The sequence below is a fragment of the Bradyrhizobium yuanmingense genome, assembly GCF_025200905.1.
GTDB lineage: Bacteria > Pseudomonadota > Alphaproteobacteria > Rhizobiales > Xanthobacteraceae > Bradyrhizobium > Bradyrhizobium yuanmingense.
Genome location: NZ_CP104173.1, coordinates 6,937,886 through 6,962,205 on the forward strand (window position 1 = coordinate 6,937,886; position 24,320 = coordinate 6,962,205).

Sequence of the window (24,320 nt, forward strand, 5' to 3'; positions counted from 1 at the left end):
CTTCCCGGGGCGAGGCCCGCGCGCGGCTCCTAATGCAGCCGCGCCTTGGCGCGCGCCCGTGTCAATCCTTCCGCAAAAGACACCGCCGTGTCCAGACCCCTGCCGCTGCCCAATGCGACGACCGCAGGCCGGCTGCGCGACAGCAGCGCACGGGCCGCGTCCCGCGTCGATTCGATGCTGACGGCGTCGATCCGGGCAACCAGTTCCTGCACTGTCTGCGGCCGCCCGTAGGCCAGCACATGCCGGGCGAGCTGCTCGGCGCGGGAGGAGCAGCTCTCCAGCGCCATCAGCAACCCCGCCTTCATCTGTGCCTTGGCTCGGGCGATCTCGGCGTCGGTCAGCGTCTCCACCGATTCGTTCATGATGTCGACCACGACCTCCATCATCTCCGGCGCGTCGGCGGGATCGGTGCCGGTATAGAGGCCGAAAAAGCCGGTATCGGTGTAGGGGGCGTGGAAGGTGTAGATAGAGTAACAGAGGCCGCGCTTCTCGCGCACCTCCTGGAACAGGCGCGACGACATTCCGCCGCCGAGGACATTGGTGAAGACCTGCAGCGAGAACAGCGAAGGATCGGTCTGAGGCACCCCCTCGAGCGCCAGCGTCAGATGCGCCTGCTCGAGCTCGCGATGCACCACCTTGGCGCCGCCCTGGCCGAACCGAGCGGCCTGCGGCTTCGGCCCGGGCGTCCCCTCGAAGCTCGCAAACCGCTTTTCGACCTCGGCGACGACCTGGCCGTGATCGACCGCCCCGGCCGCGGCCACCACCATGTCGGGCCCGCGATAATGCGTCGACAGATAGCCGCGCAGCATGTCGCGGTTGAAGGCGCGCAGCGTCTTGGCGGTGCCGAGCAGCGAACGGCCCATCGGCTGGTCGGGATAGCAGAGCTCGTTCAGATGCTCGAACACGACGTCGTCGGGCGTGTCCTGCGCGGCACCGATCTCCTGCACAATGACGTTCTTCTCGCGCTCCAGCTCGTCGGGCTCGAAGGCGGGATTGGCAAGGATGTCGGCGAGCACGTCGAGCGCGAGCGGCACGTCGGCCTTCAGCACCCGCGCGTAATAGGACGTGGTCTCGGTCGAGGTGCCGGCATTGAGGTCGCCGCCGACCGCCTCGATCTCCTCGACGATCTCGCGCGAGGAGCGCCTGGTCGTGCCCTTGAACGCCATGTGTTCCAACAGATGCGAGATGCCGTGCTCGTTCGGCTTCTCGTCGCGTCCGCCGACGCCGGCCCAGACACCGAGCGCCGCCGTCTCGAGGTGGGGCATCTCGTCGGTGACGACGGTGAGGCCGGAGGCAAGCTTGGACATCTCGACGCTCATCCGGCAACTCCCTGCTTTGCGGCGCGGCTGGCGGACAGCACGAACCGCTCGAGCTCGACCTGATCGTTCTTCATCACCCTCATGTGTTCGGATTTGGTCATCAGGCCGTCGAGCCAGGCCGGCAGTTGCGGCCGCTGGCCGCAAGCCGCCTCGACGGCGTCGGGGAACTTGGCCGGATGGGCGGTGGAGAGCACGATGCTCGGCACCTTCGTATCGGTGGTGTCGCGGTCCGCGACGGCGAGCGCCACGGCGGTATGAGGATCGACCAGCTCGCCTGCTTCGCGCCAGGCGGCGCGGATCGCAGCCGCAGTCTCGGTCTCGTCAGCGCGCCCGGCATCGAACTCCTCGCGGATCGCGGCGAGTGTCGCATCGGGTAGCACGAAGCGGCCGGACTGCTTCAGCTGTTCCATCAGGCGACGCACGCCGGCGCCATCGCGCCGGCCGGCCTCGAACAGCAGCCGTTCGAAGTTCGAGGAGATCTGGATGTCCATCGACGGCGATGCCGTCGCGTGCACCTCACGCACCTCGTAGATGCCGGTCTTCAGCGTGCGCGCCAGGATGTCGTTGACGTTGGCGGCGATGCGCAGGGTGCGCACCGGCAGCCCCATGCGCTTGGCGACGTAGCCGGCGAAGATGTCGCCGAAATTGCCCGTCGGAACGACGAAATCGACCGCGCGCGCCGGAGCACCGACCGCGACGGCAGAGGTGAAATAGTAGACCACCTGCGCGACGATGCGCGCCCAGTTGATGGAATTGACGCCGGAGAGCGAGGTCGCATCGCGGAAGCGATGGTTGTTGAACATCCCCTTCACGAGCGCCTGGCAGTCGTCGAAGGTGCCTTCGATGGCGAGCGCATGGACGTTGGCCGCGCCCGTCGTGGTCATCATCCGCCGCTGCACCTCGGAGATGCGGCCGTGCGGAAACAGCACGACGAGATCGACGTTCTCGAGGCCCGCAAAGGCTTCGACCGCGGCGCCGCCGGTATCGCCTGACGTCGCGACCACGATGGTGGTGCGCTGGCCGCGCTTTTCGAGCACATGGTCCATCAGCCGCGAGATCAGCTGCATCGCCACGTCCTTGAAGGCGAGCGTCGGACCGTGGAACAGCTCCAGCACGAACTGGTGCGGGGACATCTGGCGCAGCGGCACCACCGCAGGATGGCGGAAGGTGGCATAGGCCTCGTTCGCCATGCGCCCGAGCTCGGCGTCGGAAATCTCGCCACCGGCGAAGGGACGAATCACGTCGACCGCGACCTCCCAATAGGGGCGGCCGAAGAAGCCGGCGATCGTCTCGCTCGGAAGCTGTGGCCACACCGCCGGCACATACAGGCCGCCGTCGCGGGCAAGCCCGGTCAGCATCACGTCACAAAAGCCGAGTTCGGGGGCTTCGCCCCGGGTCGAGATATAGCGAGTCAAACTGCCCTCCAAAGGCGGCCGGGCCGGAGCTCGACCCTTAAGCCTTTGATTTTACGTAATTACTTGTCAACAGCCGGTGGCTTTGAACCACCATAGAGTGTTTTGCGGCATCGGGAAACCGCTTCCGGCGTACCCCTCGCCCAATGAAAAAGGGCTGCGGCATTGCCGCAGCCCTTCTCTTGGAAGGCCTGTCGTTGTGTGCAGACCAATTGCCTCGTCGGGGTCGCCGAGCCCTCAAAACTGTTCCGGCAAGCTTTCGTCGCCTGTCATGAAATCGTCAAGTCCAAAACCCCGCGCGTGTCGAAAATGTTCCTATTCTTCCCGATCCGGCTCTGGTTCGCTTTTGGCAGTTGCAGCCAAGCCCCGGCCGTGATCCTGACCCTGAATTCCGCTTTTTCCCGAATCAGTCGCGGGAACGAATACAGCCTCGGCCCATTGTGTCGGCGGATGGGTGTCAGCCCGTTGTCCAATGCATTGCCCGGCCAACGGCGGCGTCGATCCGTCGGCCGAACCGCTGCATCCCGGAGCAGCCGGTTCGGTCGATGGCGAAAGTCAGTTCATTCCGATTTCCACTGCGATCCGGATCAGGTCGGAATGGTTCTTGGCGCCAAGCTTCTGCTTGAGCAGGGACGTGGTGTTGGCGACCGTCTTGTAGGAGATGCCGAGCGCCTCGGCGACCTCGACGATCTTGTCGCCGCGTCCGAGCAAGCGAAGAATTTCGAGCTCCCGCGGCGTCATCTGTGACGCGGGGTTGGCCTTGATCGCCGCGCCGGAAAACGTCACGGCTTCCGCAAGCTGCGGCGAGATGAAGTTGTCACCCGCGACCACCTTGCGCACCGCTTTGAGCAGGATCCTGGGATCGTCGCCTTTGGAGACATAGCCCTGCGCCCCGAGCTCGACGGCCCGCACGACGAACGCCGGATCGTCGTTCATGCTGAACACGATGATCTTGGCGTCGGGGTCGTCCTTGCGGATGCGCCGCATCAGCTCGAACCCGGAGACGTCGGGCAGGCTGATGTCGATCACGGTGACGTCGGGCCGCTTGCTGACATAGGCGCGATGCCCGGATTTGGCATCGCTCGCCTCGTCAATGCGGATTGAATGGTCGGATGCGAACAGGGTGCGGCAGCCGGACAGCACCACGGGATGGTCGTCGACGATCAGGACCCTCGTCGCCAGCTTGGCGGTATCTTGCATCGCGCACTCTCTTGTTTTTCGACTCATAGCCCGCCGGGAATAAATGGAAAGAGCAAATCCGGCCGATACGCGTTAGAATTGACCTAATGTGGCGACGACTTTCGTTCCGAACGCAATTGTTTCTCCCGCTCGGCGCGAGCCTTCTCGCAGCCCTGATCCTGGGCGGCATATTACTGCGGATATTTGCACCAGGTCAGGTAGCTGATGAACACGAGCCGGCTCGACGCTCGATCCAGACCATCGCCGCCGCGCTCAACAGCACCCTGCGCGCATCGGACAATCCGCAAAAGACCCTCGATGCATTTGTTCGGTCCTTGGACGCCTCCACGGATATTCAATTCCGCCGCATGGACGGAGGTCCCCCGCCTTCTCCGAAAGACTTGCGCAACCTGAAGAAGGTTCCGCAATGGTTCGTCAACCTCATCACCATACCAGAGATGGAAGCGGCGTTTCCGATCGTCATAGACGGCAGACATGTCGGCGATATCGTGTTCTTCCCGGACATATCGGCCGACTTGTTCGAGAAGTGGATCGGCTTCCTTGCGCTGACCAGCCTGGTCGCTGTCCTGATGGTGCTCACCGGCACCGTTGCCTATGTCTTCGCCGGTTCGGCCCTGCGCCCCCTGCAACATCTCGGCGACGGTCTTACGCGGATTCGGCGCGGCGACTACGCAAGGCCGGTCCCGGTCGGAGGACCGCCGGAGATCCGGCAGAGCTGCGAGGAAGCCAATGCGCTGGCAGCGACACTGGCGCAACTCAGCCAGGACAATCGCTATCTGATGCACCGCCTGGTGTCGCTGCAGGATGACGAGCGGCGCGATCTCGCCCGCGAACTGCACGACGAGCTCGGGCCCCTCCTCTTCAGCATCCGCGCCGGCACGATCGCGCTGACCGATGCCTCCGAGCCAACGGGACATCTCGGCAATTCGGCACAGGACCTGCTGCAATCGGTCGAGGCCCTGCAGCAGACCAACCGCCGCATCCTGGACCGGCTGCGGCCGCTCTATATCGAAGAGCTCGGCCTTTCGAGCAGCGTGCAAACGCTGCTCCGGAATTTTCGCAAGCAGGCACCTCATATCGTGCTGACGGATGCGATCGATCGCGATCTCAGCGCAATCGGCGGACCGCTGGCGCAGACCGTCTATCGAGTGATCCAGGAGGCACTGACCAACGTGCTGCGACATGCCAACGCGGGCAACGCACATGTGCAGGCGACTGTTGCCGACAAGACGCTCGTCGTCGAGATCTCCGACGATGGCGGCGGTTTCCCTGCGGACAACGTCTTCGGCCGGGGCCTGACCGGCATGCATGAGCGCGTGCGCGCGCTCAGCGGATCGCTATCGCTGTTGCGCGTGGATGACCGAACCTACGTGCGCTGCCGCCTTCCGGCGGAGACGATGCGGGACGTTCCGCCACCAGGCTAATTCAGCAGGCGCAACCATCATGCGCATTCTGTCGCGCCGGTTCGCACAGCGTGCTGCGGATCTTGCCATCCGGGCTGAAGCGGAACGAGGCCTGAATGCGCAGCGCGCCGGCGACGGAATATTCGAGGTGGACGCCGTGGGGCGCGGGATTGATCTCTTCCAGCCCGAACCCCGCCGAGGAGAAGGCGCTGAGCCGCGGCTGCCAATAGGCCTCGATCTCGCTCCGGCCACGAAAGCGCCGCGCGCCGTCGCAGGTGCATTCGAGCTGCGCGTCGTCGGCATAGAGGTCGAGCAGGGCTGTGAGGTCGCCCTTACGGCAGGCATCCACCCAGTCGACGATAATTCCCATCTGGTCGAAATCACTCACGCCGCACCCAATCTGCCGCGGACAATATTGGCGGCTTAGAACCACCCTCGTGAATATGCGCTGAATAATAAACCCCGGGCGATACCGGGTTCCCTAGATGGACCTGCCAATGAGCTCAGCTCTGCCGCCGGCCTCTTGCCCACACGCCGAAGGCGATGAGCACGGCGCCTGCAAGCGTGAACCAGGTGATTGCATATTGCAGATGGTCGTCCTTGAGATTCACCTGGAGCGGTCCCGGACGCGGGATGCCGTTCGCCGGCGCGGGCCGTTCGAGATCGATATAGAACGGCGCAACCGTGCCCCAGCCCAGCACGCTTGCGATTGCCAGATGATCGCGCACGAACCAGAGCCGCTTGCCGCGATTCTCCGCCGGAGTCAGCCAGCTTGGCGCCTCGGGAAAGCGCAGATAGCCGGTGAGCTCAACCGGTTGGCCCGTGATAAGCTTGTTCACCGCGCGATCCTCGACGCCGCGGTCCTGCATCGTGTTCTCGACGAAACCCGCGTCGATCACGACCATCTCGCCGCCGGGAAGCCGCGCCGGCAGGAACGCCCAGGTGCCGGGGCCGGAGGCGTCCTTGCGCACCGCCGAGCCGGAGGAATAGACCATTGCATCGGGAAGGGCTGCGTAGGTCGCGGTGAAGCTGACGCGGCGGAATTCGTCGCGGGCGGGATTGAGCGCGACCCATTGCGCGGACGGCGGCAGCGCAACCGGCGCGGCCGCAAGCCGTTCGGTGAGCGCCGCAATCAACTCGTGCTTGGCGGTGCGGCGCTGCAGCTGCCAGACACCGAGCACCACGAACACAGCCGTGAGGAACAGCGTGAACAGCGCGAAGCCGGCCACGGGGGCCTTGCGCGACGCAGGCTCGTTCATTTCGCGCGATCGACCAACCGGCCCGGCTCCGCCTTGTGGTGGAATTGCAGCGCGATCAGCAACGACTTCATCGAGCGCAGCGGCAACAGCGTGGTAGCGAGGATGAGCGGCAGCCAGAGCACCGCATGCAGCCAATATGGCGGCTGGTATTTGACTTCGACGATGAGGGCGCACGCGACGACGATGCCGCCGGCCAGCATGATGATGAAGATCGCCGGGCCGTCGCCGGTATCGATGAAGGCATAGTCGAGCCCGCAACGGTCGCATGCGGGCGCGAGCGTCAGAAAGCCCGCATAAAGCTTGCCTTGGCCGCAGCGCGGGCATTTGCAGGCAAGCCCACGCAGCGCGCTTTGCAGGACGGTGGTTTCGGACGGGGGTGTGCCGGCACTGTCGTTCATGATGGCGGACTCTATCACAGTTTCCGACGAAACTTCGGGCGGCCGGAAAGCGAAAGGGCGGCCCTGCGGCCGCCCTTCCTGATCGGTTCGATCGGGCTCAGTGCGCGGCGCTGGCCATGGTCTCGGCGCCGCGTCCCCAGACGTAGATGCAGAGGAACAGGAACAGCCAGACCACGTCGACGAAGTGCCAGTACCAGGCCGCGAACTCGAAGCCGAGATGCTGCTTCGGCGTGAAGTGGCCGGCATAGGCGCGGAACAGGCACACCAGCAGGAAGATGGTGCCGACCAGCACATGGAAGCCGTGGAATCCGGTCGCCATGAAGAACGTCGCGCCGTAGACGTTGCCGCCGAAGGAGAACGCCGCGTGGGCGTACTCATAGGCCTGCACGCAGGTGAAGAGCGCGCCGAGCACGACGGTGAGGATCAGGCCATACTTCAGGCCCTGGCGGTCGTTCTCGAGCAGCGCATGGTGCGCCCAGGTCACGGTGGTACCTGACGTGAGCAGGATCAGCGTGTTCAGCAGCGGCAGATGCCAGGGATCGAAGGTCTCGATGCCCTTCGGCGGCCAGGTGCCCGGGACCGCGCAGGCGCCGGGCTGCGTGCCGAGGCCGCAACCGAACACCGCATCGCGGGTGGCGTGGACGGCGTCGGCCGGAAACAGCGCCGCGTTGAAATAAGCCCAGAACCAGGCGACGAAGAACATCACCTCGGAGGCGATGAACAGGATCATGCCGTAGCGGTGATGCAGCTGCACGACCCGGGTGTGATCGCCCTTGTACTGGGCCTCCTTGATCACGTCGGCCCACCAGCTCGCCATGGTGTAGAGCACGCCCACGGTGCCGACGCCGAACACGATCGGCGCCGCCGAGAACATGTGGTGCATCCAGGCGACCGCGCCGACCGCCATGATGAAGGCCGAGAGCGAGCCGACCGCCGGCCAGGGAGAGGGATCGACCAGGTGATAGTCGTGATGCTTGGTGTGCGCCGTGGCCATTTCCGTCTCTCTCCTCAATCCCGTGCCTGTCCGGCACTTATCCCCTTGCGTCCAACCGCCTGCGCGTGAGCCCTGCGGTCAAAGATTTCCCTTGCGCTTGTCGCCTTCGCCCGATGCCAGCGGTTTCACCACGGGATCGCGCACCGGATAGAACGTGTAGGACAGCGTGATCGTGCTCAGCCCGTCGTTCTCGTGGTCGGCGGCGATCGACGGGTCGACGTAGAACACGACCGGCATCTCGCGCTTCTCACCGGGTGCCATGGTCTGCTCGGTGAAGCAGAAGCAGTTGATCTTCTGGAAATAGGCGCCGACCGTCAGGGGCGCGACGTTATAGGCGGCCTGGCCCGCGGTGGCGCGCGCCGCCTGGTTGGTCACGGTGTAGAAGACGGTCACGACCTGGCCGATATTGACCTCGATCTCGCTCTGCTCCGGCTCGAACTTCCAGGGCAGGCCGGGCGCGACGTTGGAATCGAAGCGCACCGAGATCTTCCGCGCGATCGGACCCGTGGCCGGCGCAGAGGTCGCCACCTGCGTCGTGCCGTTGAATCCGGTGGCGCGGCAGAACCAATTGTAGAACGGCACCGCCGCGTAGGAGGCGCCGACCATCAGCGCGACCACGCCGCCGCAGATGGACGCGACCACCACATCGCGCCCCAGCCCGCGGCCCTTGCCCAGGTTGCGATGGCCCGGCTTGGCGCTGACGTCCTGCGATATGGTGGGCTCGTGATCCATATTTCCTACATCGGCCGCACGAGCACGGCCGGCCCCTTGACCATGGTGACGGCGAAGAACAGCACCACGAGCACGCCGAGCGCCAAAGCGATCGCGATGGAGCGCTGACGACGGCTCTTCCGCTGCGCCTCGGTGAGGACGATTCCTTCCGGCTCGGGTTTGTCGGCCATCGCGGTGATCATGCGCCCCCAACCATCGGAGCAAGCGCCCGGTACACGACCTCGGCCAGCAGGGTCGCAAACAGCGCGAACAGGTACAGGATCGAGAAGGCAAACAGCTTGCGGGTCGCGCGCAGCGACTGGCTGCGCTCGCGGCGCAGATAGACGTTGATGGCGAGCACCAGCATGCCGGCACCGAGAATCAGCGAGACCACGCCGTAGACGGCATCGAAATAGCCGAGCGCCCAGGGCGCGGCGGCGACCGCGATCAGCACGATGGTGTAGAGCAGGATCTGCAGACGCGTGGCGTCGGGACCGGCGACGTTCGGCAGCATCGGAATGCCGGCGCGCGCGTAGTCGTCGGAGCGGAACAGCGCCAGCGCCCAGAAATGCGGCGGGGTCCAGAAGAAGATGATGGCGAACAGCAGCAGCGGCTCGACATCGACCGTGCCCGTCACCGAGGCCCAGGCCACCACCGGCGGCAGCGCACCGGCGGCGCCGCCGATCACGATGTTCTGCGCGGTCCAGCGCTTCAGCCACATCGTGTAGATCACAACGTAGAAGAAGATGGTGAAGGCGAGCAGCGCGCCCGCGATCCAGTTGACGAGGATGCCGAGCGTCATCACCGAGAAGAAGGCGAGCGTCATGCCGAACGCCATCGCCTCGGGGCGGGTGATGCGGCCGCGCGGGATCGGCCGGTTCGCCGTGCGCGACATCTTGGCGTCGATGTCGCCTTCGAGCGCCATGTTGAGCGCCCCGGAGGCACCGGCGCCGACGGCAATGCAGAGCAGCGAGGTGATCGCCAGCACCGGGTGGAAATGCCCCGGGGCCATCGCCATCCCGACCAGCGCAGTGAAGATCACCAACGACATCACCCGCGGCTTGAGCAATGCGAGATAATCGCCAACCTCCGCTTCGGAGATGTGGGGATTGATGTCGATGGCGTTGTGGTCGAGGACGGACACTTAGATCTACTCGCTTCGTTACAGCGCCGCGGCGCCCGTCACGGGCGCCGCGGGGGATTGGTTACTGCACGCGGGGCAGCACTTCGAACTGGTGGAAGGGCGGCGGCGAGGACAGCGTCCACTCCAGCGTGGTCGCGCCGGCACCCCAGGGATTGTCGCCTGCCGGCACCCTCTTCATGAAGGCGTCCAGCACGCAGTAGAGGAAGATCAGCACGCCGAAGCCGGAGATGTATGAGCCGACCGACGAGACCAGGTTCCAGCCCGCGAACGCATCGGGATAGTCGATGTAGCGGCGCGGCATGCCGGACAGGCCGAGGAAGTGCTGCGGGAAGAACACCAGGTTGACGCCGACGAAGGTGACCCAGAAGTGCAGCTTGGCAAGGCCCTCATTGTACATGTAGCCCGACATCTTCGGGAACCAGTAGTACCAGCCGGCGAAGATCGCGAATACCGCGCCGAGCGACAGCACGTAGTGGAAGTGGGCGACGACGTAGTACGTCTCCTGGAGCACGCGATCGACACCCGCGTTCGCCAGCACGACGCCGGTCACGCCGCCGACCGTGAACAGGAAGATGAAGCCCACCGCCCAGATCATCGGTGCGCGGAATTCGATCGAGCCGCCCCACATCGTGGCGATCCAGGAGAAGATCTTCACGCCGGTCGGAACCGCGATGACCATCGTGGCGGCGACGAAATAGGCCTGCGTCGCCGAGGACATGCCGACCGTGTACATGTGGTGCGCCCACACCACGAAGCCGATGCCGCCGATCGCGACCATGGCATAGGCCATGCCGAGATAGCCGAACACGGGCTTGCGCGAGAAGGTCGAGACGATCTGGCTGATCATGCCGAAGCCGGGCAGGATCAGGATGTAGACCTCGGGGTGACCGAAGAACCAGAACAGATGCTGGAACAGCACGGGGTCGCCGCCGCCGTCGGGCGAAAAGAACGTCGTGCCGAAATTGCGGTCGGTGAGCAGCATGGTGATCGCACCGGCGAGCACCGGCAGCGACAACAGCAGCAGGAACACCGTCACCAGGATCGACCACACGAACAGCGGCATCTTGTGCAGGGTCATGCCCGGCGCGCGCATGTTGAAGATGGTGGTGATGAAGTTGATCGCGCCCAGGATCGAGGAAGCACCGGCGAGGTGCAGCGACAGGATCGCGAAGTCGACCGCCGGGCCGGGATGGCCCGAGGTCGACAGCGGCGCGTAGATGGTCCAACCCGCCCCGACGCCGTTGGAGCCCGGCTCGCCCTCGACGAAGGTCGACATCAAGAGCAGCGCGAACGATGCCGGCAGCAGCCAGAACGAGATGTTGTTCATGCGCGGGAACGCCATGTCTGGCGCGCCGATCATCAGCGGCACGAACCAGTTGCCGAAGCCGCCGATCATCGCGGGCATGACCATGAAGAAGATCATGATCAGGCCGTGCGAGGTCACGAACACGTTGTAGGTGTGGGCCTCGTGGAAGACCTGCACGCCCGGATACATCAGCTCGGCCCGGATCGCGATCGACATCGCCGCACCGATGATGCCGGCGACGACCGCGAAGATCAGGTACATCGTGCCGATGTCCTTGTGATTGGTCGAATAGACGTAGCGCCGCCATCCGGTCGGATGGGCATGCTCGTCATGATGCGCGTGATCGCCGTGTGCCGCTGCGCTCGTTGCCATTTTCAAATCCTGCCTTGCGTCCCATTCGGACCTTTGGAGGTCCCACCCTTATCGCTTTCAGTCCCTCAGGCCGCCCCCGGCGCTTACTGCGTCGGGCCGGCCGCGGAGGCGTAGGTGCTGGTGCCGCCGCTCGCAAATTTCTTCTTCGCCGTCTCGACCCAGGAGGCGAACTCCTGGTCGCTCACCACGCGGATCGCAATCGGCATGAAGGCGTGATCCTTGCCGCACAGTTCCGAGCACTGACCGTAGTACATGCCGGTCTTGGTAGCCTTGAACCAGGTCTCGTTCAGACGGCCGGGAATGGCGTCGATCTTGACGCCGAAAGCCGGCAGCGCGAACGCATGGATGACGTCCGCACCCGTGGTCTGGACGCGAATCACCTTGTTGACCGGCACCACCATCTCGTTGTCGACGCCGAGCAGACGGGGCTGCTTGTCCTGCGCCATCAGCGAATCGAATTCGAACTTGCCGTTATCCGGATAGGCATAGGACCAGTACCACTGCTTGCCGGTCGCCTTCACGGTCAGGTCCGCTTTCGGAATGTCGAGCTCCAGGAACAGCAGCCGGAACGACGGCACCGAAATGCCGACCAGGATCAGCACCGGGACGAGCGTCCAAGCCACCTCGATCAGCGTGTTGTGGGTGGTCCGCGACGGCACCGGATTGGCCTTCGCGTTGAACTTGACGACCACGATCACGAGCAGCGCCAGGACGAACAGCGTGATCAGAGTGATCAGCACGAAGAGGAAGTTATGGAACCAGACGATGTTGTCCATCACCGGGGAACCGGACTGCTGAAGCGTCCACTCCCACGGCGCCGGCTGCCCGAGCTCGGCCAAGGCCGCACCACCCGTCGCCAGCGTGACTCCAGTCGCCACCAAGGCGATGGTGGCCAATCCCAGCAATTGCCGGCCCACCCGACCCATCGACATCCTCATGTCGTTCGCGCTCCCCTTCCGAGATCACCCCACGTGCATTCCCCTGCTTGCGGGAAACGCTTATTCGATCCGCCAGTCCGACAAACCGCCACGCAAGAATACCTCTAAGAGGAATTGGGGCCAGATCGCTAGAACGCGAAATCAAGCCTCTCAAACCATAATTCTTGATCTATCGCAATGCAGTCTTGAGCCCCGCCTGCCAGCCATCACCGGCAAGATATTTCCCAGCAAGATCAGACAAAAATACCGTTTCCCGGGACGCTGCGGCTTGACAGCGGAATTGCCCGCGGTAGGCACTGGAAGACTGCCACGCGGCAGCCTGATTCGTGCGGGCAATGGCGGTGTGGGCGGCGCGGAATTTGCTTGGGAATCGCCTTCAAGACGCCGTCATTCCGTATCAGTCCGCCAGATCAGTCCGCCAAGCGTGAGCAACCCAGGCGAGCAGAGGGACCGACCCGATGGGGCTTTCGAGATCGATGGCAAGGCCGGCGAACGGCCTCCCGGCGCTCGCCGCCCTCGTGGCTGCGATGGTCCTGCTAGCGCTGCCAGGGCTTGCCCATGCGCAGGGCGCGGTGCGCTCCGTCCATGGCGACTGGCAGATCCGCTGCGACACCCCGCCGGGCGCCCAGACCGAGCAATGCGCCCTGATCCAGAGCGTGGTGGCGGAAGACCGCTCCAATGCCGGCCTGACCGTGATCGTGCTCAAGACCGCCGACCAGAAGAGCCGGCTGATGCGCGTGGTCGCTCCGCTCGGGGTCCTGTTGCCCTCCGGCCTCGGGCTCAAGCTCGACAACCAGGACGTCGGCCGCGCCGGCTTCGTCCGCTGCCTGCCCAACGGCTGCGTCGCCGAGGTGGTCCTGGAGGACAAGCTGCTCGGTCAGCTCCGCAGCGCCAAGACCGCGACCTTCATCATCTTCGAGACGCCGGAAGAAGGCATCGGCTTCCCGCTCAGCCTGAACGGGCTCGGCGAGGGCTATGACAAGCTGCCGTAGCAGCGGCTAACCTTGGCAATCCTTTTGTTTCCGTAATGTGAGGCTTCGCGCTCTCGCGGAACCGGTCCGAAACCATTATCTTGCCCCACATCCCCGGCTAATGGACGGACGCATGACCAATCCTGCCACGACCTCCCTGCTCGACCGTGCCAATCTCGACCGCGACCAGGTTCGCAGCGAGGTCGCGCGTGGGCTTTCCGGCGCTGACGACGGCGAGCTGTTCCTGGAATACAGCCAGACCGAAGCTCTCATGTTCGACAATGGGCGGCTCAAGCAGGCGACCTACGACACCTCGCAGGGTTTTGGTTTGCGCGCCGTCAAGGATGATGCGGTCGGCTATGCGCATTCCTCCGACGTGTCGCTGCCGGCGCTGATTCGCGCGGCGGACGCGGTTGCTGCCGTGCGCGGCGGCTATTCCGGCAGCTTCTCGGCGCCGCCGCCGCACACCAATGTCCGCCTCTATGGCGACGACAATCCCCTGGATGCCCCAGGCTTCGAGACAAAAGTAAAACTGCTCGCCGAGATCGACGCTTACCTGCGCGACAAGGATCCACGGGTGCGGCAGGTCAGCGTCAGTCTCGGCGCGACCTGGCAGGTCGTCGAGATCCTGCGGCCCGATGGTGAGAGCTATCGCGACATCCGTCCGCTGGTGCGCGTCAACATCTCCGTCGTCGCCGGCCAGGGCGACCGCCAGGAGAGCGGCAGCAAGGGCTATGGCGGCCGCGCCGGCTATGCCGAGTTCATCGAGAGCAGGAATTGGCGCGAGGCCGCCGACGGCGCGCTGCGCGAGGCGCTGGTCAATCTGGAATCGATTCCGGCGCCCGCCGGCGAGATGGACGTCGTGCTCGGCGCCGGCTGGCCCGGCGTGATGCTGCATGAAGCGGTGGGCCATGGCCTCGAGGGCGACTTCAATCGCAAGAAGACATCTGCTTTTGCGGGCCTGATGGGCCAGCAGGTCGCGGCCAAGGGCGTCACCGTGGTCGACGACGGCACCATCGCCTCGCGCCGCGGCTCGCTGTCGATCGACGACGAGGGCACGCCGACCAATCGCACCGTGCTGATCGAGGACGGCATCCTGGTCGGCTACATGCAGGACCGCCAGAACGCACGGCTGATGAACATGAAGCCGACCGGCAACGGCCGTCGCCAGGGTTATGCCCATGTGCCGATGCCGCGCATGACCAACACCTACATGCTCGCCGGCGACCGCGATCCGGCCGAGATCATCGCCTCGGTTAAGAACGGCGTGTTCGCCGCGAATTTCGGCGGCGGACAGGTCGACATCACCTCGGGCAAATACGTGTTCCAGTGCACCGAGGCCTACAAGATCGAGAACGGCAAGATCGGGGCGCCCCTGAAAGGCGCCATGCTGATCGGCAACGGACCGACCGACCTGCATCGCATCCGCATGATCGGCAACGACCTCGCGCTCGACACCGGCATCGGCACCTGCGGCAAGAACGGCCAGGGCGTGCCTGTCGGCGTCGGCCAGCCGTCGCTGCTGATGGAACGCATCACCGTGGGTGGAACCGGCGCATGAGCGTTGAAGACAAGGTCACGGTCAGCCCCAAGCGCAAAAGCAGCGGCTGGGGCGGACAGATCGCTCAGCTCGCCGGCATCGTCGCCGCGGTCTTCATCGCCAAGGGCGCGCTCGCCGAGCCGTTCTACGTGCCGTCGGGCTCGATGGAGCCGACGCTCCTGATCGGTGATGCGCTGCTCGCCTCGAAATTCCCCTATGGCTACGGCACCTCGTCGCTGCCGATCCAGATCAGCCTGCCGGAGAGCGGCCGCGTGTTCGCGGAGACGCCGAAGCTCGGCGACGTCGTCGTCTTCCGCTGGCCCGGCGATCGCTCGCAGGCCTGGGTCAAGCGTGTCGTGGGTCTGCCCGGCGACCGCATCCAGATGCGGCAGGGCCAGCTCTTCATCAACGACCGTCCGGCCGAGCTGAAGCCCGACGGCGTCGGTGCCGCCGAGAACGACCGTGGCGGCAGCGAGCCCGCCTATCGCTATGTCGAGACGCTGCCGAACGGCGTCTCGCATCTGATCTTCAAGATGCGCGACAGCGGTCCGCTCGACAACACGCCCGAGGTGACGGTGCCGGTGGGACATCTGTTCGTGCTCGGCGACAACCGCGACAATTCCGCCGATAGCCGCGTGCCGCTGCGCTCCGGCGGCGTCGGCCTGCTGCCGATCGACAATCTGATCGGCCGTGCGGACGCCGTGGTCGGCTCCTGGGACCTCGGCATGCGCAGCCAGCCGGTGTGGACCTGGCTGTCCGGATTCAGGCTGTCGCGGTTCTTCACCGCCGTGCACTGACCGGTCGCAGGTGAGCAAGGACGAATTCCTCGCGCTCGCCTTACGCAATCCGGTCAACGCCGCGATCCTCGACGAACTGCACCGGCTCGCGCTGCCGGATGCGTGGCTGGTGTCGGGATGCCTGGTGCAGACGGTATGGAACGTGCTCACGGGGCGCCCGATCGACCACGGCATCGCCGATTACGACGTGTTCTATTTCGGCGCCGACACATTGTGGGAGGCCGAGGACGCGGTGATCCGCACCCTCCATGCGCGCCTCGCGCATCTCGGCGCCAAGATCGAGGTCCGCAACCAGGCCCGCGTGCACATGTGGTACCCGGCCAAGCACGGCCTGCCCTATCCGCCGCTGAGAAGCTCGAGGGAAGGCATCGACCGCTTCCTCACGCAGAACACGCAGGTCGGCGTCAGGCGCGCAAGCGATGGCCACGAGGTCTACGCACCGCGCGGGTTTGACGACATTGCGGCACTGATCGCGCGGCCAAATCCAGGACCCAATTTTTCCGCGGCGAACTACGAAGCGAAGGCTAAGCGCTGGAAAGCGCTGTGGCCGGAGATCACGGTGATCGCGGCGGAGTGAGGTGCCTCCCGTGTCCCGTCTCTGCAGTGCGGCGCTGAAGAAGCGCCGCCATAGCGCGTCGAAGACGCGCGTAAACGCGCTGATGGCGTCCGGGGCACGAGTATGGATGCTACCGCACCACGCCCGACGTGAACCCCGCCTTCCTTCGCGGCGGCTTGATTTCCTTCTTCAGGAAGCAGCGCGCCTCGCGCCCGGTGTAGCCGGGGCGGGCATAGGTGAAGGCGCGGCATTTGTTGTCGGCGGTGCAGGCGGCCTTGCAGGCCTCGACGCTTTCGCCGTCCTTGAGCTCGAAATTGCGCAAGTCGCCGCCGGGACGGTCGATCGACGTCTCGACGCCTTCGACGCGCGGCTCGATCACGCCGGCGCCGCGCACCCCGGAGATACAGCAGCTACCCGGCACGCGGGCCGGCACGGTGTTCTTCAGCCAGCACACGGCCGAGCCGCCTTCGACATCGGGATAGTTGAAGCTCCAGGAGCGGCAACGGCGATCGCGCTCGCACAGCAGCGCGCAATCCTCGGGATCGCCGGAGGTGACGGGCGTACTGAAATAGTCGCCGCCGGGCCGGTCGAACGCCGTCTGGGCAAGCGCCGGCGCGCTCGCAAACGCAAGCGAAAGCAGCGTGACACATGCCGCGGCGCTGGCCATGATGGCCCCGGACAGGCGGCCCTTCCACATCGGAACAGCTTTCGAGTTATTGACGACGCTCAGGTTTTTCAGCCGGTCATTTGATCGCCGCAAACCTGTATGGGCGATGAACGACTGAATCCTCGGTGCCCGGCTTCAGAGGTCTAGAACGCGTATTCCGCGTAGGCCGGTTCCACCGAACCCTTCCAGGGTCCGTTGAATTTATCCAGCATCTCCTCGGCCGGCGTCCGGCCGGAATCGATGATGCGATCGAGCGGCTCGAGATGCCGGGTTTCGTCGCGGCCGAGCTGGTCGATCCGGCCGCGCCGGCGCAGGCCGGCATGGGCAAGAACGAGGCATTCCTTGGCGATCTCGAACAGATAGCGGTCCTTGATCCGCGCCTTGAAGCCCATGCGCGGCACGTCGTCGCGCAGGGCCTGGCGTTCATGCGCGCTCCAGTGCTTGACGATCTCCCAGGCGGCATCGAGCGAGGCATCGTCGTAGAGCAGCCCGACCCAGAACGCCGGCAGCGCCGGCAAGCGGCCCCACGGGCCGCCGTCCGAGCCGCGCATCTCGAGATAGCGCTTGAGCCGCACTTCCGGGAAGATCGTCGAGAGGTGGTTGGCCCAGTCCGACAAGGTCGGACGCTCGCCGGGAAGGTTGTTGTTGCGGCCGTCGAAGAAGGCGCGGAACGAGGAGCCCGAGACGTCAATGTACTCCTCGCCGCGCTTGACGAAATACATGGGCACGTCCAGCGCATAATCGACATAGCGCTCGAACCCCATGCCGTCCTCGAACGCCCACGGCATCATGCCCGCGCGCGCATTGTCGGTGTCGCGCCAGATCTCGGACCGGAACGAGAGGAAGCCGTTCGGCCTGCCCTCGGTGAACGGTGAATTAGCGAACAGTGCAGTTGCGACCGGCTGAAGCGCGAGCGAGACGCGCAGCTTCTTGACCATGTCGGCTTCGGAGGAGAAGTCGAGATTGGTCTGCACCGTGCAGGTCCGGTACATCATGTCGAGGCCGTATTGGCCGACCTTCGGCATGTAATTGGTCATGATCTTGTAGCGGCCCTTGGGCATCACCGGGATATCGGCGCGCGACCAGGACGGCGTCATGCCGAGGCCGAGGAAGCCGATGCCAAGCGGGGTTGCGATCTCGCGCACCTGCGCCAAGTGCGCCATCAGCTCGCTCTGGGTCTGGTGCACGTTCTCGACCGGCGCGCCGGACAGCTCGAACTGTCCGCCGGGCTCGAGCGAGATGGCGCCGCCGCCGGTGACGTCGTAGAGGCCGATGATGTTGCCCTGCTCCATGATCGGCTCCCAGCCGAGCAGGAGCTTCATGCCTTCGAGCAGCGCGCCGATGCCGCGCGCGCCCTCGTAAGGCACCGGACGATGGTCGTCGAGCGTGAACGGCGTTTTCTCGTGCTCGGTGCCCATGCGGAACTCGGACGGGTCCTTGCAGCCTGCCTCGAACCACGCGACGAGCTCGTCGCGTGATTGCAGCGGCGTCATGTCGATCTGGTCTCGCGCCATATCAAACTCTAATCAAAAGCGCTTCGACCGAACGCGCGCGGGTGACAGGGACGGCCCGCGAACCCACCGGTTGCACGGGCGAGCGGGTTTGCCGCGCGATCATCGCGATGGCATGGTTTCGTTGGCGGCCGCGGGCGGCAGTTTCATCTCGCCGCACGAGCAGCCCAGGCGATCGAGCAGATTGCTGAGCTTGACGGCGTCGGCGTCCGACAGTTTCGAGCCGACATATTTCTCGATCGCGGCCGAATAGGCGCCCCACATTCGCTTCTGCAGCTCGCGGCCGGCTTCGGTGATCTCGACGAACTGGCCGCGCTTGTCGATCTTGCATTCGCGCCGCGAGGCGAGGCCCTCGTCGACCAGGCGGTCGATCAGGCGTGAGGTCGAATATTGCGGGATCAGCATCTGCCGCTCGAGCTCGACCGGCCGCAGCTCGCCCGAGGGCGCCCGCGACAGTTCGAGCAGGGCGTCATACCAGGCCAGCGGTGGGAAGCCGGCCTTCTTCAAGTCCTGCTCGACGCAATCGAGCACGCGGCTCTGCACCCGCATGAGGCGGATCCAGGCGGCGGTTGCCTCGGTCGATGGTTTGCGTTTCATGGTCCCGCTCAAGCTCGTCGCCCGTCTCTTACTCCATTCGATGCACCTGCATCAATCTTGACTATTCAAGCAGGTGCATGTAGTCGTTCTTTCGGCCGAGCCAAGCGTCAGGGGAAGGAAATTCCTCGAAACCGGATGGTTTCCCCGGTGTGTGCCCGCCGTCCCCGCCTCGTGCTCCTGGAGGCCAGCCCGCTCTGTGGCCTGGTCGAGGTCGGTAGCGGCGCCAAGAAGCCCGAAATGGTGAGGATTATCTGAAGTTGGGGCCTCCTTCGGGCCAAGTCCCTGCGCTGGGCCTCGACGGCAATCAGATCGTGACGGAAGGCCAAGTGATTGTCCAGATGATCGCCGATCAGCTCTGGTCCGCCGTTCGCGAAGCGTAACGGGCGGGGTCGACGAAGAGCCGGACCGATGATTCGGCTCTTTGCTTGCGTCATTCGCTAATCCGATGATTCGCGATGCGCTGACGGGGATTTTACGAGCATTGTCCGGGTTAACAATAACTCCGCCTTTTGCGCTCCGCGGACGTCGCCATCCTTGTGAGAGCAATCCTCCTGTGCCTCAACTTCAGCGCGGGACAGGACGCTAACCGTCGGACCGGAAAGCTATTGTGACGACTGTAATCCTCCTCCTGCTCGCGAGCGCAATCACCGGCTTGGCGACGGGTCTATTCTTCCGAGTCTGGACTCTATTGCTGGTCTCGCCGGCGACTGCGATCCTTGCCGCGACGGTGCTTCAGACCTCGGGCTTTGGATTCTGGACGGGCGTTCCAATCGTCGTCGGCTGCCTGATTGCCGGCCAGGTCGCCTATTTGGCGGCGACGTTCTACGTGCACAGAGGTGAGCTTTCAGTGCAGGACGAGATCGACGGCGAACCAGGCAAGCACGGCCAGCGCAACATCAAAGACGAGGACGAGTAAGACCAGGCCAAACCACGAAGGAATTTTTCTGCGCCACCGGAGGAGCCTGCGGCGGCGCCACGGCCGATCCAGCAGCAACAAGGGGGCGTATCTTACCGCAACGCCGGCTGCGCTGTCTTGAGACACCGTGGGGATCATTGCGGGACACCTTCAATGTCGATGGGCCATCCGGTGGATCATCAGCAAGAGCGGTGCCAGGGCGAAGCGAGCGTGGCCGGGGTGGAGGGATTGGGTGCTGGGGTGAGACGAAAGCGCATCAATCGATGTGACAAGGCTCAAGGCAGAGCGCCCAAGCGATGATCCAGCCCTTCCTTTTGTGAACCATCTGATCCGCGGCGACGTCGAAGGAGCATCTCCAGGAGACAATTGCCTCCATGAACATGATCGTCCTCATGACCGCCGCGGGCGCGCCGCTGGCGATGCTCGGGCTCTCGACGCCGGTCGCGCCGGAACGCAATTGCATCTTCACGATCCATCCGCAGATCACCTCGGCTGTGTTCGAGAGCAAGGAACGCAAGATCGTCTTTCCGGACCGGCCGACCGAATATCCCTGCCGCTACGCCAGGACGAAGAGCGGCGCGGACGTCGCCTTTACCAACCAGAATGGTTGGCGTTTCAAGGTGCGCATCGGCCGCGGCGACGAGGGCAGCTGGAAGGCCAGCCTCGCCGACGATGCGGTCGGGGGCCGCGCCTTCTCGCCGTTCGGAGACAGCAAATGAAGAAGGCCGGATCGATGATCCGGCCTTTATTTGCGTAGCCCGGATGGAGCGAAGCGCAATCCGGGGTTCTCGCGTTGAAGGACTGCTCCCGGATTTCGCTTGCGCTCCATCCGGGCTACAAGCCTCTCGTCAGGCCGCCGCCTTCTTCGGCGCGAAGCGGCCGTAGAAGGTCTCGCCCTTCGCGGCCATCTCTTCCAAGAGCTTCGGCGGGGTGAAGCGCGAGCCGTACTTGGCCTCCAGCTTGTGGCAGAGCTCGACGAACTTCTTCGTGCCCATGAAGTCGATGTAGGACAGCGTGCCGCCCGTGAACGGCGCGAAGCCGAAGCCGAGGATCGAGCCGACATCGGCCTCGCGCGGATCGGTGATGACGTGGTCCTCGACCGTGCGCGCGGCTTCCACCGCCTGCACCACCAGGAAGCGCTGCTTCAGCTCCTCGATATCGAGCGTGTCGGGGTCGAGCTGCTTCGGCTGCAACGCGGAGAGGCCCGGCCACAGGCTCTTCTGGCCCTTGCCTTTCTCGGGATAATCGTAGAAGCCCTTGCTGTTCTTGCGGCCGAGCCGGCCCTGCTTCTCGACCATCTCCACCATCAGCTTCTTCTGCTCGGGATTGATCGCGTTGGGGCCGAGATCGGCTTCGGTCGCCTTCATGATCTTGAGACCGAGATCGAGCGCGACCTCGTCCGAGAGCGAGAGCGGGCCGACCGGCATGCCGGCCATCTTGGCGCAGTTCTCGATCATCGCGGGCGGCACGCCCTCCAGGAACATCTCGTTGCCTTCGGCGACGTAGCGGCCGACGCAGCGATTGGCGAAGAAGCCTCTGGAGTCGTTGACCACGATCGGCGTCTTGCCGATCTGGCGGACGTAGTCGAGCGCGGTCGCGAGCGCGACGTCGCCGGTGTTCTTGCCGAGGATGATCTCGACCAGCATCATCTTCTCGACCGGCGAGAAGAAGTGAATGCCGATGAACTTCCCCTGATCCTTAAAACTCTCGGCCAGCGAGGTGATCGGCAGCGTCGAAGTGTTGGAGGCGAAGATCACATCAGGCTTCAGATATTGCTGCGCCTTGGCAAAAGTCTCCGCCTTGACCTTGCGGTCCTCGAACACGGCCTCGATGACGAGGTCGACGTCCTTCAGCGCGGCGTAGTCCGCGGTCGGCGTGATGCGCGCGAGCAGCGCTTCGGCGTCCGCGGGCTTGGCGCGGCCCTTCTTGATCTGCTCCTCGATCACCTTCTGGGCATGCGCCTTGCCCTTGTCGGCGCTCTCCTGGTCGCGATCGATCAGGACGACGTCGAGGCCGGCGCGGGCCGAGACATAGCCGACGCTCGCGCCCATGAAGCCGGCGCCGATCACGGCGATCTTCTTCACCTTGGTCGCGGGCACATCCTTGGGACGGCGCGCGCCCTTGTTGAGCTCCTGCATCGACAGGAACAGGCTGCGGATCATCGCAGCCGCTTCCTTGGAGCGCAGCACCGAGGTGAAGTAGCGCGACTCCACCCGCAGCGCGGCGTCGATCGGCAGCTGCAGGCCCTCATAGACGCAGCTCATGATCGCCCGCGCGGCCGGGTAATTGTCGTAGGTCTCGCGGCGATAGATCGCGTTGCCGGCCGGGAACATCATCATGCCGGCCTTGGAGAACACCGGGCCGCCGGGCAGCTTGAAGCCCTTCTCGTCCCACGGCGCGACGGCCTTGCCGCCGCCCTTGATCCAGTCCTTGGCGGCTTTGATGAGGTCGGCTGCGGGCACGATGGCGTGAATCAAATTCAGCGCCTTGGCCTTGTCGACCGTGACGGGGTCGCCCTTGAGCAGGATGGTCATGGCGTCCTGCGGCGGCACCAGGCGCGGCACGCGCTGCGTGCCGCCGGCGCCGGGGAATAGGCCGACCTTGACCTCGGGCAGGCCGAGGCGCGTCTTGGGATTCTCCGCCGCGACGCGATAATGGCAGCACAGCGTGATCTCGAAGCCGCCGCCGAGCGCGAGCCCGTTGATCGCCGCCGCCCACGGCTTGCCTGAGGTTTCGATTCCGCGCAGCACCTGCGAGAAGCGCCGGCTCTGGTCGAACAGCATCTGGTTCGCCGCGATCTCGCCCTGCTCCTTGAAAACCTTCGCATAGGCCTGGTTCATGCCTTCGAGCATGGACAGATCGGCGCCGGCGCAGAACGCTTCCTTGGCGGAGGTGATGACGATGCCCTTCACCGCGGCATCCGCCGTGGTCGCCTTGACGATCGCCTCGAGCTCGTTGGTCGAGGTCTCGTCGAGCACGTTCATGGAGCGGCCCGGGATGTCCCAGGTGACGAGCGCGATGCCGTCCGAATCGGTCTCAACCTTGAAGTTCTTGTACGACATGTTGGTTGCTCCTCAACCCTTAGACGCGCTCGATGATGGTCGCGGTGCCCATGCCGCCACCGATGCACAGCGTGACGAGGGCGGTGGACTTGTTGGTGCGCTCGAGCTCGTCGAGCACGGTGCCGAGGATCATCGCGCCGGTCGCCCCGAGCGGGTGGCCGAGCGCGATCGCGCCGCCATTGACGTTGATCTTGGCATTGTCGATGTCGAAGGCCTGGATGTAGCGCAGCACGACCGAGGCGAAAGCCTCGTTCAGCTCGAACAGGTCGATGTCCGACTTCTTCATGCCGGAGCGCGCGAACAGCTTCTCGGTGACGTCGACCGGACCGGTCAGCATCATCGCCGGCTCCGAGCCGATGTTGGCGAATGCGCGGATCTTGGCGCGCGGCTTCAGGCCGTACTTGCTGCCAGCTTCCTTGCTGCCGAGCAGCACGGCGCCGGCGCCGTCGACGATGCCCGAGGAATTGCCGGCGTGGTGCACGTAATTGACGCGCTCGATCTCCGGATGCGACTGCACCGCGACGCCGTCGAAGCCGCCCATCTGCGCCATCATCGTGAACGACGGCTGCAGCTGCGCCAGCGACTGCATCGTCGTCGAGGGGCGCATGTGCTCGTCCTTGGCGAGAATGGTGAGGCCGTTGATGTCCTTCACCGGCACCACGGATTTGTTGAAGCGGCCTTCGTCCCAGGCCTTGCCGGCGCGCTGCTGGCTCTGCACGGCGTAGGCGTCGACGTCGTCGCGCGAGAAGCCGTACTTGGTGGCGATCAGGTCGGCCGACACGCCCTGCGGCATGAAGTAGGCAGGCACCGCCATCGAGGGATCCATCGGCCAGGCCCCGCCGGAGGCGCCGATGCCGACGCGGCTCATGGATTCGGCGCCGCCGCCGATCACGAGCTCATGCTGGCCGCTCATGATCTGCGCCGCTGCGAAGTTCACGGCATCGAGGCCGGAAGCGCAGAAGCGGCTGATCTGCACGCCGGGCACGGCCTCCCCAAGACCGGCCTTCAGCGCCGCGAAGCGCGCGATGTCGGAGCCGGCTTCGCCAACCGGATCGACCACGCCGAGCACGACGTCATCGACCGAATCCTCAGGCAAATTATTGCGGTCCTTCAGCGCCTTCAGCGGCACGGTCGCGAGCGCGAGGGCGGTGACTTCGTGCAGCGCGCCGTCCGGCTTGCCGCGGCCGCGCGGGGTACGAACGTGGTCGTAGATGAATGCCTCAGGCATGACGCCCTCCTGATGTGAT

General features: G+C 64.9%; 25 protein-coding genes. 8 read left to right on the forward strand and 17 right to left on the reverse strand.

Annotated features, from left to right (window positions below; genetic code table 11):
• Window positions 1-29 precede the first annotated feature (29 nt).
• From N2605_RS32205 to N2605_RS32215, 3 genes are all read right to left on the reverse strand, one after another.
• Window positions 30-1,319 (reverse strand): M16 family metallopeptidase, encoded by a 1,290-nt coding sequence (locus tag N2605_RS32205; RefSeq protein WP_036040217.1) that lies wholly within the window; start codon window positions 1,317-1,319, stop codon window positions 30-32.
• The gene (gene thrC, locus N2605_RS32210) at window positions 1,316-2,734 is read right to left on the reverse strand and encodes a threonine synthase (RefSeq protein WP_260344932.1); all 1,419 of its coding nucleotides are present in this window, start codon (window positions 2,732-2,734) and stop codon (window positions 1,316-1,318) included. The genes N2605_RS32205 and thrC overlap by 4 nt, the downstream gene beginning before the upstream one ends.
• Window positions 2,735-3,286: 552 nt before the next feature.
• The gene (locus N2605_RS32215; protein WP_260344934.1) at window positions 3,287-3,931 is read right to left on the reverse strand and encodes a response regulator transcription factor; all 645 of its coding nucleotides are present in this window, start codon (window positions 3,929-3,931) and stop codon (window positions 3,287-3,289) included.
• An 86-nt stretch (window positions 3,932-4,017) separates the two neighbouring features.
• Here N2605_RS32215 and N2605_RS32220 point away from each other — a divergent pair, with 86 nt between their 5' ends.
• Window positions 4,018-5,355, forward strand: a complete 1,338-nt coding sequence (locus N2605_RS32220; RefSeq protein WP_260344936.1) for a histidine kinase — start codon at window positions 4,018-4,020, stop codon at window positions 5,353-5,355.
• 1 nt (window position 5,356) lies between these two features.
• Here N2605_RS32220 and N2605_RS32225 read toward each other — a convergent pair whose 3' ends face one another.
• The 9 genes from N2605_RS32225 to coxB all read right to left on the reverse strand — a co-directional run bounded on the left by N2605_RS32225 (window position 5,357) and on the right by coxB (window position 12,456).
• A complete protein-coding gene (locus N2605_RS32225) occupies window positions 5,357-5,722 on the reverse strand; it encodes a nuclear transport factor 2 family protein (RefSeq protein WP_035996598.1) in 366 nt (121 codons plus the stop codon).
• A 115-nt stretch (window positions 5,723-5,837) separates the two neighbouring features.
• Window positions 5,838-6,593, reverse strand: coding sequence for an SURF1 family protein (locus tag N2605_RS32230; RefSeq protein ID WP_260344938.1), 756 nt, complete (start codon window positions 6,591-6,593; stop codon window positions 5,838-5,840).
• Entirely contained in the window at window positions 6,590-6,991 is a 402-nt protein-coding gene (locus tag N2605_RS32235; protein WP_260344940.1) for a DUF983 domain-containing protein, read from the reverse strand. Before N2605_RS32235 ends, N2605_RS32230 begins: the two co-directional genes overlap by 4 nt.
• A 97-nt stretch (window positions 6,992-7,088) precedes the next feature.
• Window positions 7,089-7,985, reverse strand: a complete 897-nt coding sequence (locus tag N2605_RS32240) for a cytochrome c oxidase subunit 3 (RefSeq protein ID WP_035996590.1) — start codon at window positions 7,983-7,985, stop codon at window positions 7,089-7,091.
• 78 nt (window positions 7,986-8,063) lie between these two features.
• Window positions 8,064-8,717, reverse strand: a complete 654-nt coding sequence (locus N2605_RS32245) for a cytochrome c oxidase assembly protein (RefSeq protein ID WP_260344943.1) — start codon at window positions 8,715-8,717, stop codon at window positions 8,064-8,066.
• A 5-nt stretch (window positions 8,718-8,722) separates the two neighbouring features.
• The gene (locus N2605_RS32250; RefSeq protein ID WP_035996586.1) at window positions 8,723-8,899 is read right to left on the reverse strand and encodes a hypothetical protein; all 177 of its coding nucleotides are present in this window, start codon (window positions 8,897-8,899) and stop codon (window positions 8,723-8,725) included.
• Window positions 8,896-9,840, reverse strand: coding sequence for a heme o synthase (locus N2605_RS32255; RefSeq protein ID WP_035996584.1), 945 nt, complete (start codon window positions 9,838-9,840; stop codon window positions 8,896-8,898). The genes N2605_RS32250 and N2605_RS32255 overlap by 4 nt, the downstream gene beginning before the upstream one ends.
• Before the next feature lie 61 nt (window positions 9,841-9,901).
• Window positions 9,902-11,518 carry a cytochrome c oxidase subunit I gene (gene ctaD / locus N2605_RS32260; RefSeq protein ID WP_036020563.1) on the reverse strand — a complete coding sequence of 539 codons (1,617 nt, stop codon included), beginning with the start codon at window positions 11,516-11,518 and terminating at the stop codon, window positions 9,902-9,904.
• A gap of 83 nt (window positions 11,519-11,601) precedes the next feature.
• Window positions 11,602-12,456 (reverse strand): cytochrome c oxidase subunit II, encoded by an 855-nt coding sequence (gene coxB, locus N2605_RS32265; protein WP_035996579.1) that lies wholly within the window; start codon window positions 12,454-12,456, stop codon window positions 11,602-11,604.
• A gap of 458 nt (window positions 12,457-12,914) precedes the next feature.
• Between coxB and N2605_RS32270 the strand changes: the two genes are divergently transcribed.
• From N2605_RS32270 to N2605_RS32285, 4 genes are all read left to right on the forward strand, one after another.
• Window positions 12,915-13,448 carry an invasion associated locus B family protein gene (locus N2605_RS32270; protein WP_036040195.1) on the forward strand — a complete coding sequence of 178 codons (534 nt, stop codon included), beginning with the start codon at window positions 12,915-12,917 and terminating at the stop codon, window positions 13,446-13,448.
• 112 nt (window positions 13,449-13,560) lie between these two features.
• Window positions 13,561-14,988 carry a metalloprotease TldD gene (gene tldD, locus N2605_RS32275; protein ID WP_109145594.1) on the forward strand — a complete coding sequence of 476 codons (1,428 nt, stop codon included), beginning with the start codon at window positions 13,561-13,563 and terminating at the stop codon, window positions 14,986-14,988.
• Complete coding sequence (gene lepB / locus N2605_RS32280; protein ID WP_260344947.1) at window positions 14,985-15,764, forward strand: signal peptidase I; 780 nt, start codon at window positions 14,985-14,987, stop codon at window positions 15,762-15,764. Before tldD ends, lepB begins: the two co-directional genes overlap by 4 nt.
• 10 nt (window positions 15,765-15,774) lie before the next feature.
• A complete protein-coding gene (locus N2605_RS32285; protein WP_260344949.1) occupies window positions 15,775-16,341 on the forward strand; it encodes a nucleotidyltransferase family protein in 567 nt (188 codons plus the stop codon).
• Window positions 16,342-16,450: 109 nt separating this feature from the next.
• On the opposite strand, the gene N2605_RS32290 is transcribed toward N2605_RS32285, so the two are convergent.
• The 3 genes from N2605_RS32290 to N2605_RS32300 all read right to left on the reverse strand — a co-directional run bounded on the left by N2605_RS32290 (window position 16,451) and on the right by N2605_RS32300 (window position 19,095).
• Window positions 16,451-17,017 (reverse strand): PAN domain-containing protein, encoded by a 567-nt coding sequence (locus N2605_RS32290; RefSeq protein ID WP_035996547.1) that lies wholly within the window; start codon window positions 17,015-17,017, stop codon window positions 16,451-16,453.
• A gap of 113 nt (window positions 17,018-17,130) precedes the next feature.
• Window positions 17,131-18,501: a glutamate--cysteine ligase gene (locus tag N2605_RS32295; RefSeq protein ID WP_035996529.1), complete on the reverse strand. Its 1,371-nt coding sequence runs from the start codon at window positions 18,499-18,501 to the stop codon at window positions 17,131-17,133.
• A 99-nt stretch (window positions 18,502-18,600) separates the two neighbouring features.
• Window positions 18,601-19,095, reverse strand: a complete 495-nt coding sequence (locus N2605_RS32300; protein ID WP_035996519.1) for a MarR family winged helix-turn-helix transcriptional regulator — start codon at window positions 19,093-19,095, stop codon at window positions 18,601-18,603.
• 257 nt (window positions 19,096-19,352) lie between these two features.
• Between N2605_RS32300 and N2605_RS36435 the strand changes: the two genes are divergently transcribed.
• From N2605_RS36435 to N2605_RS32310, 3 genes are all read left to right on the forward strand, one after another.
• On the forward strand, window positions 19,353-19,475 hold the full coding sequence (locus N2605_RS36435; RefSeq protein WP_338060675.1) for a hypothetical protein: 123 nt from the start codon (window positions 19,353-19,355) through the stop codon (window positions 19,473-19,475).
• Window positions 19,476-19,702: 227 nt separating this feature from the next.
• Window positions 19,703-20,011: a hypothetical protein gene (locus tag N2605_RS32305; protein WP_225113003.1), complete on the forward strand. Its 309-nt coding sequence runs from the start codon at window positions 19,703-19,705 to the stop codon at window positions 20,009-20,011.
• Between the two features lie 374 nt (window positions 20,012-20,385).
• Window positions 20,386-20,730 carry a hypothetical protein gene (locus N2605_RS32310; protein ID WP_260344952.1) on the forward strand — a complete coding sequence of 115 codons (345 nt, stop codon included), beginning with the start codon at window positions 20,386-20,388 and terminating at the stop codon, window positions 20,728-20,730.
• A 129-nt stretch (window positions 20,731-20,859) separates the two neighbouring features.
• On the opposite strand, the gene N2605_RS32315 is transcribed toward N2605_RS32310, so the two are convergent.
• Both N2605_RS32315 and N2605_RS32320 read right to left on the reverse strand, forming a co-directional pair.
• The gene (locus tag N2605_RS32315) at window positions 20,860-23,073 is read right to left on the reverse strand and encodes an FAD-dependent oxidoreductase (RefSeq protein WP_225113001.1); all 2,214 of its coding nucleotides are present in this window, start codon (window positions 23,071-23,073) and stop codon (window positions 20,860-20,862) included.
• A gap of 19 nt (window positions 23,074-23,092) precedes the next feature.
• Window positions 23,093-24,301: an acetyl-CoA C-acetyltransferase gene (locus N2605_RS32320; RefSeq protein WP_036020547.1), complete on the reverse strand. Its 1,209-nt coding sequence runs from the start codon at window positions 24,299-24,301 to the stop codon at window positions 23,093-23,095.
• Window positions 24,302-24,320: the final 19 nt, after the last annotated feature.